Here is a 14,906-nt window from a genome sequence, read left to right on the forward strand (position 1 = left end):
ATTGATTATTCTTATCTGGAGCCAGTGTTATGTTAGCAACCACGGCAATCGCGCCGCAAACCTTTAAACTCGCGGAACAAGTGGGTTCGAGTCTACAGCAGAAGCAGCAGACATTATGCACCGCAGAATCTTGTACCGGAGGAGGGATAGGATACGCTATTACCGAAGTTGCGGGAAGTTCTGCTTGGTTTAATGGTGGATTAATCACCTATACTAATGCCCTTAAGCAAAAGTTGCTGCTGGTTGAGTCTGACGTACTGGAAAAGCATGGTGCAGTTTCTGAAGCCTGTGTTCGGCAAATGGCCGTTGGAGCCATAGCGGCATGTGATGCCGATTGGGGTATCGCTGTGAGTGGTGTGGCAGGCCCCGCAGGCGGTACAGCGGATAAACCAGTGGGTTTGGTGTGGATGGCAATAGCAAATAGTGAAAGCTGTTGGTGCTGGTCTGAACAATTTGCAGGTGACCGCACTCAGGTGCGCTTACAAACCTTAGATACAGTTCTGGATAAACTTATAAATCTAATTGAATTACAATAACTTACTTTTGTTTTAATGAAAAAATAAGAACAACGCTTGATACTGTAAATGTGTACAGTATACTGTTTATAAAACCAGTGATTAATAACGGAGCTTATAATGAGCAATGATCGTCAAAAGGCGTTAGATGCAGCGCTCGGACAAATCGAACGTCAATTTGGTAAAGGTTCTATCATGCGTCTGGGCGATAACCAGACCCTGGATATCGATTCTGTTTCAACCGGTTCGTTAGGGCTGGATATTGCTCTTGGTATTGGTGGCTTGCCTTTTGGGCGGGTTGTAGAAATTTACGGTCCTGAGTCCAGTGGTAAAACGACCATGACTCTGGAAGTGATTGCCGAAGCGCAAAAAATGGGTAAGACCTGTGCCTTCGTAGATGCTGAGCACGCGTTAGACCCGATTTATGCCGAAGCTTTAGGTGTTAACGTTGATGATTTATTAATATCGCAACCAGATACCGGTGAGCAGGCTTTAGAAATTTGTGACATGCTGGTTCGTTCCGGCGCAGTCGATATTGTGATTGTTGACTCGGTAGCAGCGCTAACACCCAAAGCGGAAATTGAAGGCGAAATGGGCGATAGCCATGTTGGCTTGCAGGCTCGTTTAATGTCTCAAGCCCTGCGTAAGCTAACTTCGAACATTAAGAAATCCAACACCATGTGTATTTTCATCAACCAAATTCGGATGAAAATTGGTGTGATGTTTGGTAACCCTGAAACGACTACTGGCGGCAACGCACTGAAGTTTTATTCTTCAGTCCGTCTGGATATTCGTCGTACTGGTGCATTGAAAGAAGGTGACGAAGTTGTTGGTAACGAAACCCGCGTGAAAGTGGTTAAAAACAAGGTCGCTCCACCGTTTAAAGAAGCACATTTCCAAATTTTATACGGCAAAGGTATTTCTAAAGAAGGTGAACTTATTGACCTGGGTGTTAAACACAAAATGGTTGATAAAGCTGGTGCCTGGTACAGCTATAACGGCGACAAGATTGGTCAGGGTAAAGCTAACTCAATGAAGTTTTTGCAGGACAACCCTAAAATTGCCGATGAATTAGAAGGTCGTATTCGCGAACTGTTGTTGTCGAAACCAGAAAAGCGAACAAAAGAAATTCGTGAAGCTGAGCGCGCTGCTGCGAAAGAAGACGAGAAGAGCGAAGCTAAGGCTGACAAGAAAGCAGAAAAGAAAGGTAACGAGAAAGACGACATCAGTTTGTCATAACGGATTTATTTTTCTTAATAACAAGCCGGAGCTTATTGCTCCGGTTTTTTTATGAGTAAAAGTTACTGAAACGCACTTTTGGGGGAGCTGACTGAGAACAGTTCCTGGTAAAGTTTAGCGGCATACCCGTCAGTCATGCCGGAAAGGTAATCAGAAATTACGCGCAGAGCATTCCCGCCTTTTTGTTGCTGTTGCAGATAACGCAAACGGGTATTTTCAGGCAATAAACGTTCCGGCTCTACAGCTAAAACCTCAAACAGCTCCATAACAATTTGCTGCCCTTTAAATTCCTGTGCCTGCATTTCGGGCTTTCGAATGACCCATTTAAAAATAAATTGCTTTAACGAGTTCAGCAGAATTTTTTCGGCTGCTCCTAACTGAACTTCATATTGCAGCAAAGGACAGTCAAAATTGTACTCAGTAGAGTTCAGTCTTGCTGAGGTAAGCAGCCGGTTAACTAATCCTCCTATTGCCTGTTTGCGGAGGTGATGGCTGCCGGAAAAGAGATCTTCGGTTAACTTTCGGGCGTTAAAGTCGGAAAGCTCTGCTTCAAGCTGCTGCAGGTCAGAGAACATGTGTTCTTCCCAGTGATGCCGCTGGATAAGGCCGACAACAATGGCGTCCTCAAGATCATGAACGCCGTAGGCTATATCATCAGCCGCTTCCATAATGGATGCATCAATACTTTTTAGAGCACTTTTTCCGTGGGTAGTTTGTGCTGGTTCATGCACTAAGGACTGGAAATTTTTCTTATCGTTAGTGCTTAGCGGCTGAAGTACCCAGTCTAACTGCTCTGAGTCGTCGTCATACAAGGCTTTTGGTGGCAACCATTCGCGAGTGGGTAAATGACGAAAGTTTGTTACCTCAGGGGGGAGTTCTTGTCTTCGGATTGCGCTGGCTAATACCGGGTACTTTAACAGCCCCAGCAGAGTTCTTCGGGTTAAGCTCATGCCATGTTCAGGCGTGTATGCTTCAAGCTGAGTGACAATACGAAATGTCTGGCCGTTACCTTCAAATCCGCCGTTGTTTCGCATCATATAATTAAGGGCAATTTCACCACCGTGGCCAAATGGCGGATGGCCTATGTCGTGCGCGAGACATAAAGACTCGAGCAAAGGTTCTGAAAGCTCCAGTTGTTCAGCCAGTAACGGATGCTGGTTACTTAAATGAACTACCAGGCTGGCACCAATTTGACTGGCTTCCAGCGAGTGGGTCAGTCGTGTACGGGGGAAGTCGTGCATACCAACATACATAACCTGAGTTTTTGCCTGCAGCCGCCTGAATGCCGCACTGTGAAGAATTCGGGCTTTGTCCCGTTGAAAGTTTGTGCGGGTATCGTTAGGGCGCTGTTCCGAGGTACCTGACTGACGTTCTGTCCAAATCATCTAACTGCTCAGTGATGTTGTTGACGAATGAGTAATCATAGTACGATAGATACATTATTAAGAAAAGTAGGAAACAGCGCATGTCGGAAGTGAAAGTCGCTTTAGCTCTGGGCTCTGGAGCGGCCAGAGGATGGGCTCACATTGGTGTCATTAAGGCATTGGAAGAGATGGGCGTGCGCATCAATATGGTGGCCGGTACATCAATTGGCTCGTTAGTAGGAGCCGGCTATGCGTCCGGACGATTGGCCGAAGTAGAGCAATGGGTTCAGGGCATGAACCGTTGGGAAGTGTTTAATTTGCTGGATTTTGGTTTTAACCATGGCGGCATTATTGGTGGAGAAAAAGTCTTTAACCGCGCGCGGGAAGAATTTGGTCAACGCAATATAGAAGATTTGCCTGTTACTTATGGTGCAGTTGCGACCGATTTATACAGCGGTCGCGAAATTTGGTTACGTAAGGGCGACCTTTATGATGTTTCCAGAGCATCTTGTGCCATGCCGGGCGTGTTGTCACCGAAGTCTCTTGACGGACGCTGGCTAATAGACGGAGGCTTGGTGAACCCAGTGCCTGTGTCGTTGTGCCGAGCTTTGGGGGCAGATTTTGTTATTGCTGTGCATCTTAATTCGCAATTAAATTCAAAAGCGTTGAAACGCAGAGGGCGAAGCATCCCACCTCAGACGGAAACCGAGCAGGTTGAAAAAGAAAAAGCTGATATGGAAGAGCACGGAGAGGATGATAACGGCTTTTTTGACAGCCTTTGGTCAGGCAGTAAAGAGTATCTGGACAGTTTTAAAGAACGCTTTAGAAATAATGGTGAAAAAGCACCGGGTATGTTCAGTGTTATGGCAAGCTCCATAGACATTATGCAGGAGCGTATTACTAAGGCCCGTATGGCGGGTGATCCGCCGGATATTTTAGTGCAGCCTAAGCTTGGCCATATCGGTATTATGGAGTTTTATCGGGGTCAGGAAGCCATTGATCTGGGTTACGATACAACCACTAGAATGCGTGACTTGATTATGGAAGAAATTGAACTTTATCGTGAGCGCAGAGGTTAGTCAGAACTTTTTCTGAGTTGAAAAGATAAAGCCGTCTCGCCTGCGCTGAGACGAGACGGCTATTATTCTTAATAACCAGCGGCGTGCCCATCCTTACGGCTTTCAGAAGCACCAATATAGACATCTTGTTCATGGTCTTTCCAGATAGCCTGATAGCCACCGTAGGGTCCCACGGCTTCCTGTAGTGTGTGCCCCATTTTTATTAATTCACGGCGAGTGTTTTTTGAGAAACCATTTTCCAGACTAACAACGCCACCATCTTCCATTATCGATCCTGTTGGCTGACTTGAGCCTGTATGCAGAATACGCGGCGCGTCACCGGCTTCTTGCAAGTTCATATCAAAATCAATGAGGTTGATAAGAATTTGTGCGTGCATTTGTGGCTGCGTAGCTCCTCCCATAACTCCGTAGCTCATAAGCGGCTTACCGTCCTTAGTGACGAAAGCAGGGATAATGGTGTGGAAAGGGCGTTTACCTGGTTCAAATACGTTACGGTGGTTTGGGTCTAACGCAAAGAGCTCGCCCCGGTTTTGCAGAACGAAACCTAAACCGGTTGGAGTAACGCCTGAACCCATACCGCGATAGTTACTTTGAATTAGTGACACCATATTGCCATCTTTATCGGCAGTGGTCAGATAAATAGTGTCGCCCTCTGTTGGCGGGTTACCCGGCTCAAAGGAGCGTCCGGCGCGTTCAGAGTTAATTAGCTGCGCCCGTTTTTTGCCGTACTCTTTGTCGATAAGACCCTGAACCGGTACGTCATTGAACGCCGGATCCGAATAGTATTTAGCACGGTCTTCAAACGCCAGCTTTTTGGCCTCTACAAAATGATGAATGTACTCGGGGCTATCGTGACCCATGGCTTTGATATCAAATTGCTCAAGTATATTCAGAATCTGCAGTGCTGCTATGCCCTGTGTATTGGGTGGTAATTCCCATAAGTCGTAGCCGCGATAGTTAGTGGATACGGGATCAACCCAGGTAGAGCTATGTTGCGCTAAATCATCATATGAGAGAAAACCGTCGTGCTTTTCGACAAAGTCGCTGATAGTACGGGCTATCTTCCCTTTGTAAAAGCTGTCGCGACCCTCATTTGCCAATATTTTGTATGTATTGGCAAGGTCGGGGTTTTTAAAACGTTCGCCTTTCTCCGGAACATTGCCGTCACGCATAAAGACGTCGGCAAAGCCGGGGATATCTTTTAGTACTTCGGCGTTACGCTTCATGTAATAAGCGATAACTTCAGTAACCGGAAAACCGGATTCAGCATAGTTAATAGCTGGCTGCAATATTTTCTCCATGCTTAACTCACCGAAGCGGTCGTGCAACTCAAACCAGCCATCTACCGCCCCAGGTACGGATAAGGGAAGTACACCGCGAGCCGGAATTGACTCGTATCCGTTTTCTTTAAAATAGTCGAGCGTTAAGCTTTGCGGGGAACGGCCAGAGGCATTGAGACCATGAAGTTTCTTAGTTTCAGCATCCCAGACAATGGCGTAGAGGTCACCACCAATGCCGTTTCCGGTTGGCTCAACCAGACCTAATACCGCATTAGCTGCAATAGCGGCATCTATTGCATTGCCGCCATCCTGCATAATATCTAATGCAACTTGCGTGGCTAATGGCTGACTTGTTGCGGCCATTGCCGTTGGTGCCATCGCTTCTGAGCGGGTAGCAAAGTGGTGTCCGGTAATACGGTCACTGGCATTACTGGGTAAGGTTGTTGCCGCGCAGGAAAATGCGAGCGCCGCGGATGCAATAATATTTAATTTAGCCATAGTGGTTACCTTTTTGTTTTTCTACCACTATAGGCCGGACTTCTAAAACAAAAAAGACCAGCCACGATGGGCTGGTCTTTTTATCAGTTACAAGTCGTAAATAGTTTAGCCTTTTTTGTCACCATGGTAGTAACCGTCAATGACGCTCTCCATTTCAACAAACTTGTCCTGAAGCTCCTGAGCCGGTTCATCTGTCAGCTTACTGAAGATGATAATCGCCAGAGTCGACAGAATAAAGCCAGGCACCATTTCATAGACAACTTCGTCACTAAGGTCGATACCGAACAGTATTGGACTGAAAATCCAGAGTAGAACGGTAATTGCTCCGGTAAGCATGCCCGCTAGTGCGCCGTTACGGTTCATACGCTTCCAAAATAGACTGAGAATAACGACCGGACCGAAGGCAGCCCCGAATCCTGCCCAGGCTTTAGATACCAGAGCGAGTACCGTTTCTGTCTCACCGTACGCTAGATAAATAGCGACCAGGGTCACTACTAAAACTGACAATCGACCGACCATTACAAGCTCTCTTTCACTTGCGTCTTTACGCAGGAAGGCTTTATAAAAGTCCTCAGTTAATGAACTGGAACTAACCAGTAACTGAGAAGAAATTGTACTCATAATTGCGGCAAGAATAGCGGCAAGCAGGAAACCACCAATAAGTGGGTGGAACAGTACCTGAGAGAACTCAATAAAGATGGTCTCAGCATCAGCTATTCCCATTGGCTGAGTTGCCACATAAGCGATACCAACAAAACCGGTTGCCATAGCGCCGATGATGGATACCACCATCCACGACACGCCAATACGACGAGCAGCTTTGACATCGCTAACTGAACGTATTGCCATAAAGCGTACGATAATGTGTGGTTGGCCAAAGTAGCCAAGACCCCATGCCAGCAGTGAGACGATACCCAGAAAGCCAATCGCTTCGCCTTTGTCTACGTTGTAGAAAAAGTCGAGGAAGTTAGTATCAATGTCGTTAACCTGTCCAACTACACTGCTGTATCCACCGAGGTCGACAAAAGCCACGATAGGCACCAGTACCAAAGCGACAAACATAATACAGCCTTGCACAAAATCGGTCATACTCACCGCCAAAAAGCCCCCGAACAGGGTGTAAGCACAGACAACACCGGCCGTTACCCAGAGCCCTGTGGTGTAGTCCATGCCGAAGGAGCTGTCGAACAGCTTTCCTCCCGCAACTAAGCTGGCAGACGTGTACAAGGTGAAAAAGATGATAATAACAACTGAAGAAAAGATACGTAGACGTCGACCTTTATCGTTAAAACGATTAGAGAAATAGCCTGGTATCGTAATTGAGTCGTTAGCAACTTCGGTGTAGGTTCTGAGGCGGGGCGCCACTATGACATAGTTTAAGAATGCACCAATGACCAGACCCACTGCAATCCACAACTGCGATACGCCAGAGACGTAAATTGCACCGGGTAAGCCCATCAACATCCAACCACTCATATCGGATGCACCTGCTGATAATGCCGTAACTGCAGGGCCTAAGCCTCGTCCTCCAAGCATATAGCCTGAAACTGAGTCGGTAGACTTTTTATAGGCGTAAAGCCCAATACCTAGCATGACAATAAAGTACAGCGCTAGTGATATCAGAGTACCTGTTTCCACATTAAACTCCCGTTTTTTAGTTTTTAGTCAGCGATCTTAGCGCTTCTGTCGCTGTTATATTGAATGTTCTGTTTTAAATGTTCGTGCAGCAATTGTTGAACGTAAGTTTGCTGCGTGTCCTCTAGTACTATGTCTGTTTTATCAAACGCGATCATTTTACCACGATATAAAATTAAGATCTTATCCGCAATGTGTTTCACGATTTGCGGCGAATGTGTCACTAAAATGTAAGAAATACCCATATCTTTCTGAAGATCGAGCATAAGATTAATGATTTGAGCTCTAATTGATGGGTCAAGTGCAACCAGGGCTTCGTCGGCGACAACAATCTGCGGTTCCAGAATAATGGCCCGCGCAATACAGACTCTTTGTTTTTGCCCACTGGACAGCATATGAGGATAAAACTCCCAGTGCTCCCGCAGCATACCAACGCGTTGCAAGGTTAAATTGACCCGTTCCTGGCGCTCGGCGGCTGTTAACTGGGTATTAAATAACAGAGGCTCTTCCAGCTGTTTACCTATATTCAGATGCGCATTCAGAGAGTTTTCACTGTCCTGAAATATCATACGAATGTTGTTACATAGCTGCGGATAGTTATTGCTATGGAGCTTTTGGCCATTAAGCAGAATTTCGCCACTGGTTGCGGTATCTACCCCGCCAATAATTTGCGCCAGGGTAGACTTCCCCGACCCGGTCTCACCCATTACAGCCAATATTTCTCCGGCTTCAAGGGTGAAAGACAAAGGTTCTATGGCTACCGACTTAGGAGTCCATGGCCAGCCTTTTCGAGAGCGGTACGTTTTGCCGAGGTTTCGAACTTCCAGTAAGTGACTCATGAGCTGCTATCCAGTAGCGGGAAATGGCAATGATACACACGTTGCCGGTCGTGAGTGGCCCGTGGGGCTTTAACGCAGGTCTTTTGAGCGTAAGGGCAACGGGGTCCCAGACGACACCCAATTGGCATATGCCGCAAGGTTGGTATAGAACCGGGTAGGGTCGGTAAACGCGCTTTGTGAGGCAACTCCTGCTGCGTTTGCAATGACATGCGAAGCATCGAATCGGTGTAAGGGTGTGCCGGTTCTGACAAAATCTCGTGGGCGGGCCCTGTTTCCATTAGCTGCCCACAATAAAGCAGTGTTAAACGTTTGGTCTCAGGCAAAATGGAGCCAACATCCTGCGAAATCAATACGACGGACATCTTTTGGCTAACCGCCAGGCGCGCTAGCAAACGATGGATCTGTAAACGGGTTGATGGCTCCATTGCCGTGGTGGGTTCGTCGGCAATAAGAAGTCTGGGACGGTGAGCAATGGCTATAGCAATACTCACCTTTTGCGCGATACCCTGAGACAATTCAAAAGGGTAGCTTTCCATTATTGACTCGTGGTCGCGAATACCCACTCGGTGAAGCAGCCTTTTAACCCGGGTTTTACGGTCAACCCGGCGGCGCATGAATGTACCGCGAACATCCCCTTGTGGAATGGCCTCTACAATTTGCTGCTCGACTGTGCTGTTAGGATCCAGATAGGCATTAGGGTCCTGAAAAATCATAGCCATATCGCGCCCGGTAATTTTCCGTCGCTGTTTAGGCGTCATTGCTAGTAGATCCTGGCCATTCCACCAAAGTCTGTCGGCGGTAACTTGCCAGTTAGGGTTGATAAAACCCATAATGGCTTTTGCCAGCAAGCTTTTCCCCGACCCGGATTCGCCCACAATACTGTGAATTTCTCCCTCGGTAAGCTGCAGATTGACTTTATCCAATACTCGAACGATGCCGTGCGCTGTTTGCATCTCTACTGTCAGATTGCGTATATCGAGTAACTGCATTAGCTGTTAACCCTTTCTTTTAATGCACGGCGCAGGCTGTCTCCGACAATGTTAATGGCCATAATGGTAATAAACAAGGTTACGCCCGGCAGCACCATGGACCAGGGCGATAAATAAACCTCGTCCAGACTGCGTGCCAGCATGCTGCCCCATTCAGGAGTTGGAGCCTGAATACCCAGCCCAAGAAAGCTAAGAGCCGCAATATCCATAATAGCAACGGAAAGCGATACCGTAAGTTGCATGACCAATGTGGGGGTCACGTTAGGTAATATCACCCGGTAAAGCAAGTAGGCTTTGGAGCAACCATTGAGTCTCGAGGCGGTAACATAGTCCTTATGCCATTCTTCGTGCACCGCATTACGGGTAACGAAGATAAACTGTGGAATTAACGAAAGCGTTATAGCAAAGGCTACGTTATTAAAACCGGTACCGAGAATCGCAATGATGATAAGCGCCATCAAGAAGGAAGGAATGGACAGCAAAGTATCAAAAAGTCGCGATAAGCTTTGGTATTTTATAGTTCGGTCGATACCGGCAAGAGCCCCTATGCTCATGCCAATTAGTGAGGATACAGCAACCATAAGTATGGGGAGTCCCAGACTGTATAGTCCACCAATTAATAGCCGCGATAGCATGTCCCGACCTAAATCGTCGGTGCCAAACAAATAATTCATATTGCCGCTTTCGACCCATGAAGGGGGAAGTGCAATGGCATCAGAGAACTGGGCTGACGTATTAAAGGGTGCGAGCAAGGGGGACAGCAACACAACCAATATCATTGCCAGCAGAACATACAAGGCGGCCATGGAGAGAAACCTTGAGCGGAAGCTCTTCCAGACTAGCTTGAGTGGCGACGGGGTTTCATCGTGATGGTAAAGATTAACGTGTGGCATATTGTTCGTGCCTCACTATTGGGAATCGCCAGCCATGATATAGCTCGACCAGTAAGTTAAAGAACAAAATAACGAAAGCGAACATTAATACAGCTGCCTGAATAATAGGGTAGTCACGTTCAAAAATACTGCGGATAAGCCAATTGCCCATTCCCGGCCAGTTAAAAATGGATTCAACCACAATGCTGTTGGTTAACAGTAAACTGAAAATTAGGGTGGTCTGTTGCAGTACCGATTGCACGGCATTAGGAATAGCGTGTTTTACCAGTACTCTAAATTCACTTAACCCGCGGGCACGAGCCGCTTTTACGAAAGGTTTTTGCAGCATTTCCTGGGTTGCATTTCGCATTAAGCGCAGTAACAGCATCATTGGCATGATAGCCAGTATGATCACCGGCAGAACAATATGATTTAAAGCGTCCTGAAGCGCCGCGGCTTTATATTCCGAGTCACTTAAAAATACATCGATGAGAATTGAACCGGTTTGTGGTTCGACACCATATAAAGGGTTTATCTGGCCGGTAATAGGGAACCAACCGAGTTTTATGGCAAACAGTAGTATCAGTAACTGAGCTAACCAGAAAACCGGGATAGAGTAACCAACCATAGCCAGACTTATTACCGTCTGATCGGAGCGCTGACGAAAGCGGGAGGCAGCAAATACACCTAATGGTAAACCAAAAATAATGGCAACCAGTAAGGCCAGAAGAATGAGCTCCATTGAGGCCATAAAGTGTTGAATACCATCGGCAAATACCGGTGTACCATTACTCAGCGATAGCCCCCAGTCGCCGGCAAACAAGTGTTGCAGGTAACGCATGTATTGAATGGCCAGGTTCTGGTCACCGCCACGCAGTTCAACCATGAGTGGATAACTGCTCTGGAACGACCGGATGCCGCTCATATTGGTTATTGGGTCGCCCGGAAACAAGTAATTGAGGCTAAAACTAAACACCGTTAGTAAAAACACAGCAATAATAAAAACGCTTAAACGGCCTATAAGATAGCGGGTCATTGTGACTCTTCCTCCGCGGTATCTTTGGTGGCCAGGCGAAAGTTAATACCGCCATAAGGGGGAAGTTCTACGCCGCTGATGTTTTTCTGCTGTGCCTGAAAGCGTTTTGAGTGGGCAATAGGTAATAAAGGTTGCTGCTGATTCAGTAAGTGCTGAGCTGACTGATACAGAGCTTTACGCTCTTCCGGAACCGTGGTTGCTATGGCGCTGTAAAGCAACTGGTCAAAACCCGGGTGGCACCAGTTAGCCCGGTTGCCACCGGTAGCTACGGCAGCACAGCTCAACAGTGGTCTGAAAAAGTTGTCAGGGTCAGCATTGTCGGCATACCAACCAATGAGCACGGTATCGTGTTCACCACGAGAAAGGCGTCGGCGAAAGGTGTTCCACTCATAAGAAACAATGCTAGCAGAAACGCCAATTTGAGCTAAGTCTGACTGCATCAGTTCCGCCATTCTGCGGGCGTTAGGGTTGTAGACGCGCTGTACCGGCATAGCCCAGATGTTAATATTCAAATTTGAATGACCGGCTTCTTCCAATAAACGTTTGGCTTTTTCCGGGTCATACTGATACTGAATGCCACGGTCATCATAAGCCCAGGATGTTGGCGGTAGTATTGATTGTGCGAGCTCAGCATTACCGTAATATATGGTCTGAATAATTGCTTCGCGGTTAATGGCGTGGCTCAGAGCCTGACGAACCCTGGGGTCATCAAAAGGTGCTTTCTCAGTATTAAATGCCCAGAAAGAGACGTTTGGACTTACTTCATCGGTGACGATTAACTGTTCCCTGTTGAGCGCCTGCAACTCACTCACTAGCGGATAAGGAATAATGTCACATTCGCCGGTGACCAATTTAAGCATACGCTTGTTCGCGTTCGGAGTAATAGAATACACCAGATGTTCAATTCCCGGGCCTTCCCGCCAATACCCAGGATGTCGGGAGTAACGTATTAACACGTCTTTGCGATAACTCTCGAAACGATAGGGGCCGGTTCCTATGGGTAAAGCATCAATTTGCCCGGGCCGGTCGTCAATCAAAAGTTGTTGGGCGTACTCAGCGGATAAAATAATGGCGAAGTCTGTTGCAAGGTTCGCTAAAAAGGAACTGTCGGCATTATTCAGCACAATATCGACCGTCATTTTGTCAATTTTGACAACTTTATTTATTAGTTGATCCAGCCCTGTGGCTCTGAAAAAGGGATAGCTCCCTCCGACCTGATGATAAAGACTGGTCTCATCCAGCCACCGGTTAAAGCTGAATTGAACGTCTTCAGCGGTTAGTTCGCGGCTGGGCTGAAAGTAGTTGGTGGTATGAAATTTTACGCCTTCGCGCAAATGAAATCGATAACGAGTGCCGTTATCCAAAGTTTCCCAGCGCTTCGCAAGCGCCGGTACAAATTTTTGTTGCTCAGCATCGTAATCAATTAACCTGTCATAGAGTTGAGCAGCGGTGGCATCAACGGTGGTGCCGGAGGTAACAAGCTGAGGATTAAAAGAAGCGGGGTTGCCTTCCGAACAATAAATAATACCGTTGGCCAGAGGAGCTGGCTCAGGTTCATCGGACTGGCAGCCTGAGAGAAACGCTGCTGCTATAACAGCTACATTGGCGTACGCTTTAATCATTAGCTGCAGAAGCCCCTTCCAATAACTGATACTTTTTTAAGTAACCCCGTAACTGATGATAAGTCAGTCCAAGAAAATTAGCTGTTTTCTTTTGGTTAAACTGACATAAACGCAAGGCTTGCGACAAGACATCAATTTCATACTCTTGCGACTTTTGCTTAAAGTCTATTGGCTGTTCGGCGTTGAGTTTCGGCATATCAATTAATTCATTACTTTCAGCATTGCTTTGTTCATTAGCTACCGGCTCTTGCGGTACAGCTTTTTCGGTAACCGGAGTTTTTGGCCGGAACGGACTGTTAAACGGGTCAATAATAATATCGTGAATAGGCACATGCCCATTTCCCAGCCGATATAAGCTTCGCTCTACTGTGTTTTTAAGCTCGCGTACGTTACCGGGCCAATGATATTCAAGCAAGGTCTTACGTGCTTTCTCGGAAAAACCACTGAATAACTCCAGTTCCATTTCGCGTGCCATAGAAATAGCAAAGTGCTCAGCAAGTAACATAATATCGTCACGGCGCTCGCGTAATGGCGGCAGCGTAATGACATCAAATGCCAGGCGATCCAGCAAATCTGAACGAAATTGACCTTTGGCAGCAAGTGATGGGAGGTCTTCATTGGTAGCGGCAATGAGGCGAGTATCGACTTTAACTGAATGACGGCCACCCACTCGCTCAAATTCTCCGTACTCAATAACCCGCAGCAGCTTTTCCTGAACCCGCAAAGACGTATTGGCTAATTCATCAAGAAATAGCGAACCACTGTCAGCGCGTTCAAAACGACCTTCGTGCTTCTTTGCGGCTCCGGTGAAAGCACCAGCTTCATGTCCAAAGAGTTCACTGTCGAGTAAGTTTTCATTCAGTGCGGCACAGTTGAGGGTAACGTATTGCTGTTGCCAGCGTCTGGACAGGTAATGACAACGCGCCGCAATAAGCTCTTTACCAGTACCACGTTCACCAATAATTAATACGGGCTTATCGAGAGGAGCAATCTGCGACACTTGTTCCAGCACATCGGAAAAGCTGTTGGATTGTCCGATGAGGTTGTCGGGTTTTCGCTCAGGGCGCATGTCGAATGCCTTATATTATAGTTATTTTTGCTAATTATTAGTTTATTTTACGAACTCCCGCAAGGGTGTAATTCACATAAACTATAAAAAGTATTTATAAAACAAGTTGTTATGGCATAAATAAAAGTTGGCCTGATATTTGAATAATAAATCATCGAGTTGTTTATTAAACCAGTATGAGGTCATTATTATGGGTATTTTTTCACGTTTTAGCGATATCGTGAACTCCAATATCAATTCTTTATTGGATAAAGCCGAAGATCCGCAAAAAATGGTACGCCTGATTATTCAGGAGATGGAAGATACGTTAGTTGAAGTACGCTCTACGTCAGCGCGCCTGTTAGCTGAAAAGAAAGACATTCAGCGTCAGCAGCAACGGATGGAAAACGAAGTTCAGGACTGGGAAAACAAAGCTGAGCTGGCGTTAACCAAAGAGCGTGACGATTTAGCTCGTCAGGCATTAATTGAAAAGCAAAAAGCACAGCAGGGCGTTGACTCGTTGCAGCAGGAAATGGATCGCGTTAATGAAAACCTGGACAAGCTAAATGATGAAATTGGCCAACTTCAGGAAAAACTGGCCGATGCGAAGTCTCGCCAAAAAGCGATTCTGATGCGTCAGAAGGCGGCCAGCAGTCGCTTGCAGGTTAAGCAACAGGTCGATAGTGGCAAAGTAGATGACGCAATGCAGCGGTTTGACCGCTACGAAGCCAAAATCGATGATTTGGAAGCCCAGGTTGAATCTTATGATATGGGTAAACGGACATTACGTGACGAATTTGCAGAGCTGGAAAACGAGAGTAAAGTGAATGACGAGCTGGAAGCATTGCGTGCTCGTATGAGCTCAAAAACCAAACAAGACTCTTAAAACA

At 46.7% G+C, this 14,906-nt stretch carries 13 protein-coding genes; 4 read left to right on the plus strand and 9 right to left on the minus strand.

Translation table 11 applies throughout. The features are described 5' to 3' along the window. Positions 1-29 precede the first annotated feature (29 nt). Both B2U97_RS10325 and recA read left to right on the plus strand, forming a co-directional pair. The gene (locus tag B2U97_RS10325) at positions 30-536 is read left to right on the plus strand and encodes a CinA family protein (protein ID WP_034820645.1); all 507 of its coding nucleotides are present in this window, start codon (positions 30-32) and stop codon (positions 534-536) included. 99 nt (positions 537-635) lie between these two features. Then, positions 636-1,754: a recombinase RecA gene (gene recA, locus B2U97_RS10330; RefSeq protein ID WP_034820647.1), complete on the plus strand. Its 1,119-nt coding sequence runs from the start codon at positions 636-638 to the stop codon at positions 1,752-1,754. Between the two features lie 62 nt (positions 1,755-1,816). Here recA and B2U97_RS10335 read toward each other — a convergent pair whose 3' ends face one another. Continuing rightward, positions 1,817-3,139: an anti-phage deoxyguanosine triphosphatase gene (locus B2U97_RS10335; RefSeq protein ID WP_034820648.1), complete on the minus strand. Its 1,323-nt coding sequence runs from the start codon at positions 3,137-3,139 to the stop codon at positions 1,817-1,819. A gap of 80 nt (positions 3,140-3,219) precedes the next feature. On the opposite strand from B2U97_RS10335, the gene rssA reads away from it, so the two are divergent. Further along, positions 3,220-4,197, plus strand: coding sequence for a patatin-like phospholipase RssA (rssA, locus tag B2U97_RS10340; RefSeq protein WP_034820650.1), 978 nt, complete (start codon positions 3,220-3,222; stop codon positions 4,195-4,197). Positions 4,198-4,265: 68 nt separating this feature from the next. Here the strand turns inward: rssA and ggt are convergent, their stop codons facing one another. The 8 genes from ggt to pspF form a co-directional block, all read right to left on the minus strand. Next, the gene (gene ggt, locus B2U97_RS10345) at positions 4,266-5,975 is read right to left on the minus strand and encodes a gamma-glutamyltransferase (RefSeq protein WP_272988766.1); all 1,710 of its coding nucleotides are present in this window, start codon (positions 5,973-5,975) and stop codon (positions 4,266-4,268) included. A gap of 105 nt (positions 5,976-6,080) precedes the next feature. Further along, entirely contained in the window at positions 6,081-7,613 is a 1,533-nt protein-coding gene (gene putP, locus B2U97_RS10350) for a sodium/proline symporter PutP (protein ID WP_011233990.1), read from the minus strand. 23 nt (positions 7,614-7,636) lie between these two features. Next, the gene (locus B2U97_RS10355) at positions 7,637-8,449 is read right to left on the minus strand and encodes an ATP-binding cassette domain-containing protein (protein ID WP_011233989.1); all 813 of its coding nucleotides are present in this window, start codon (positions 8,447-8,449) and stop codon (positions 7,637-7,639) included. After that, positions 8,446-9,438, minus strand: coding sequence for an oligopeptide/dipeptide ABC transporter ATP-binding protein (locus B2U97_RS10360; protein ID WP_110014033.1), 993 nt, complete (start codon positions 9,436-9,438; stop codon positions 8,446-8,448). Before B2U97_RS10360 ends, B2U97_RS10355 begins: the two co-directional genes overlap by 4 nt. After that, on the minus strand, positions 9,438-10,331 hold the full coding sequence (locus B2U97_RS10365) for an ABC transporter permease subunit (RefSeq protein ID WP_034820655.1): 894 nt from the start codon (positions 10,329-10,331) through the stop codon (positions 9,438-9,440). Before B2U97_RS10365 ends, B2U97_RS10360 begins: the two co-directional genes overlap by 1 nt. After that, complete coding sequence (locus tag B2U97_RS10370) at positions 10,318-11,346, minus strand: ABC transporter permease (RefSeq protein ID WP_034820656.1); 1,029 nt, start codon at positions 11,344-11,346, stop codon at positions 10,318-10,320. Before B2U97_RS10370 ends, B2U97_RS10365 begins: the two co-directional genes overlap by 14 nt. Continuing rightward, positions 11,343-12,968 (minus strand): ABC transporter substrate-binding protein, encoded by a 1,626-nt coding sequence (locus tag B2U97_RS10375; RefSeq protein ID WP_272988762.1) that lies wholly within the window; start codon positions 12,966-12,968, stop codon positions 11,343-11,345. The genes B2U97_RS10370 and B2U97_RS10375 overlap by 4 nt, the downstream gene beginning before the upstream one ends. Further along, positions 12,961-14,037 (minus strand): phage shock protein operon transcriptional activator, encoded by a 1,077-nt coding sequence (gene pspF, locus B2U97_RS10380; RefSeq protein WP_011233984.1) that lies wholly within the window; start codon positions 14,035-14,037, stop codon positions 12,961-12,963. Before pspF ends, B2U97_RS10375 begins: the two co-directional genes overlap by 8 nt. Before the next feature lie 190 nt (positions 14,038-14,227). Here pspF and pspA point away from each other — a divergent pair, with 190 nt between their 5' ends. Next, entirely contained in the window at positions 14,228-14,902 is a 675-nt protein-coding gene (gene pspA, locus B2U97_RS10385; protein ID WP_011233983.1) for a phage shock protein PspA, read from the plus strand. The last annotated feature ends 4 nt before the right edge of the window (positions 14,903-14,906 follow it).

The sequence above is a fragment of the Idiomarina sp. UBA3176 genome (genome assembly GCF_002364295.1).
Classification (GTDB): domain Bacteria; phylum Pseudomonadota; class Gammaproteobacteria; order Enterobacterales; family Alteromonadaceae; genus Idiomarina; species Idiomarina loihiensis.

Coding starts and splice junctions, on each gene's coding strand:
- B2U97_RS10325 (WP_034820645.1), top strand. CDS start 30: ATGTTAGCAACCACGGCAATCGCGCCGCAAACCTTTAAACTCGCGGAA.
- B2U97_RS10370 (WP_034820656.1), bottom strand. CDS start 11,346: ATGACCCGCTATCTTATAGGCCGTTTAAGCGTTTTTATTATTGCTGTG.
- rssA (WP_034820650.1), top strand. CDS start 3,220: ATGTCGGAAGTGAAAGTCGCTTTAGCTCTGGGCTCTGGAGCGGCCAGA.
- ggt (WP_272988766.1), bottom strand. CDS start 5,975: ATGGCTAAATTAAATATTATTGCATCCGCGGCGCTCGCATTTTCCTGC.
- pspA (WP_011233983.1), top strand. CDS start 14,228: ATGGGTATTTTTTCACGTTTTAGCGATATCGTGAACTCCAATATCAAT.
- B2U97_RS10365 (WP_034820655.1), bottom strand. CDS start 10,331: ATGCCACACGTTAATCTTTACCATCACGATGAAACCCCGTCGCCACTC.
- B2U97_RS10375 (WP_272988762.1), bottom strand. CDS start 12,968: ATGATTAAAGCGTACGCCAATGTAGCTGTTATAGCAGCAGCGTTTCTC.
- B2U97_RS10355 (WP_011233989.1), bottom strand. CDS start 8,449: ATGAGTCACTTACTGGAAGTTCGAAACCTCGGCAAAACGTACCGCTCT.
- B2U97_RS10360 (WP_110014033.1), bottom strand. CDS start 9,438: ATGCAGTTACTCGATATACGCAATCTGACAGTAGAGATGCAAACAGCG.
- B2U97_RS10335 (WP_034820648.1), bottom strand. CDS start 3,139: ATGATTTGGACAGAACGTCAGTCAGGTACCTCGGAACAGCGCCCTAAC.
- pspF (WP_011233984.1), bottom strand. CDS start 14,037: ATGCGCCCTGAGCGAAAACCCGACAACCTCATCGGACAATCCAACAGC.
- recA (WP_034820647.1), top strand. CDS start 636: ATGAGCAATGATCGTCAAAAGGCGTTAGATGCAGCGCTCGGACAAATC.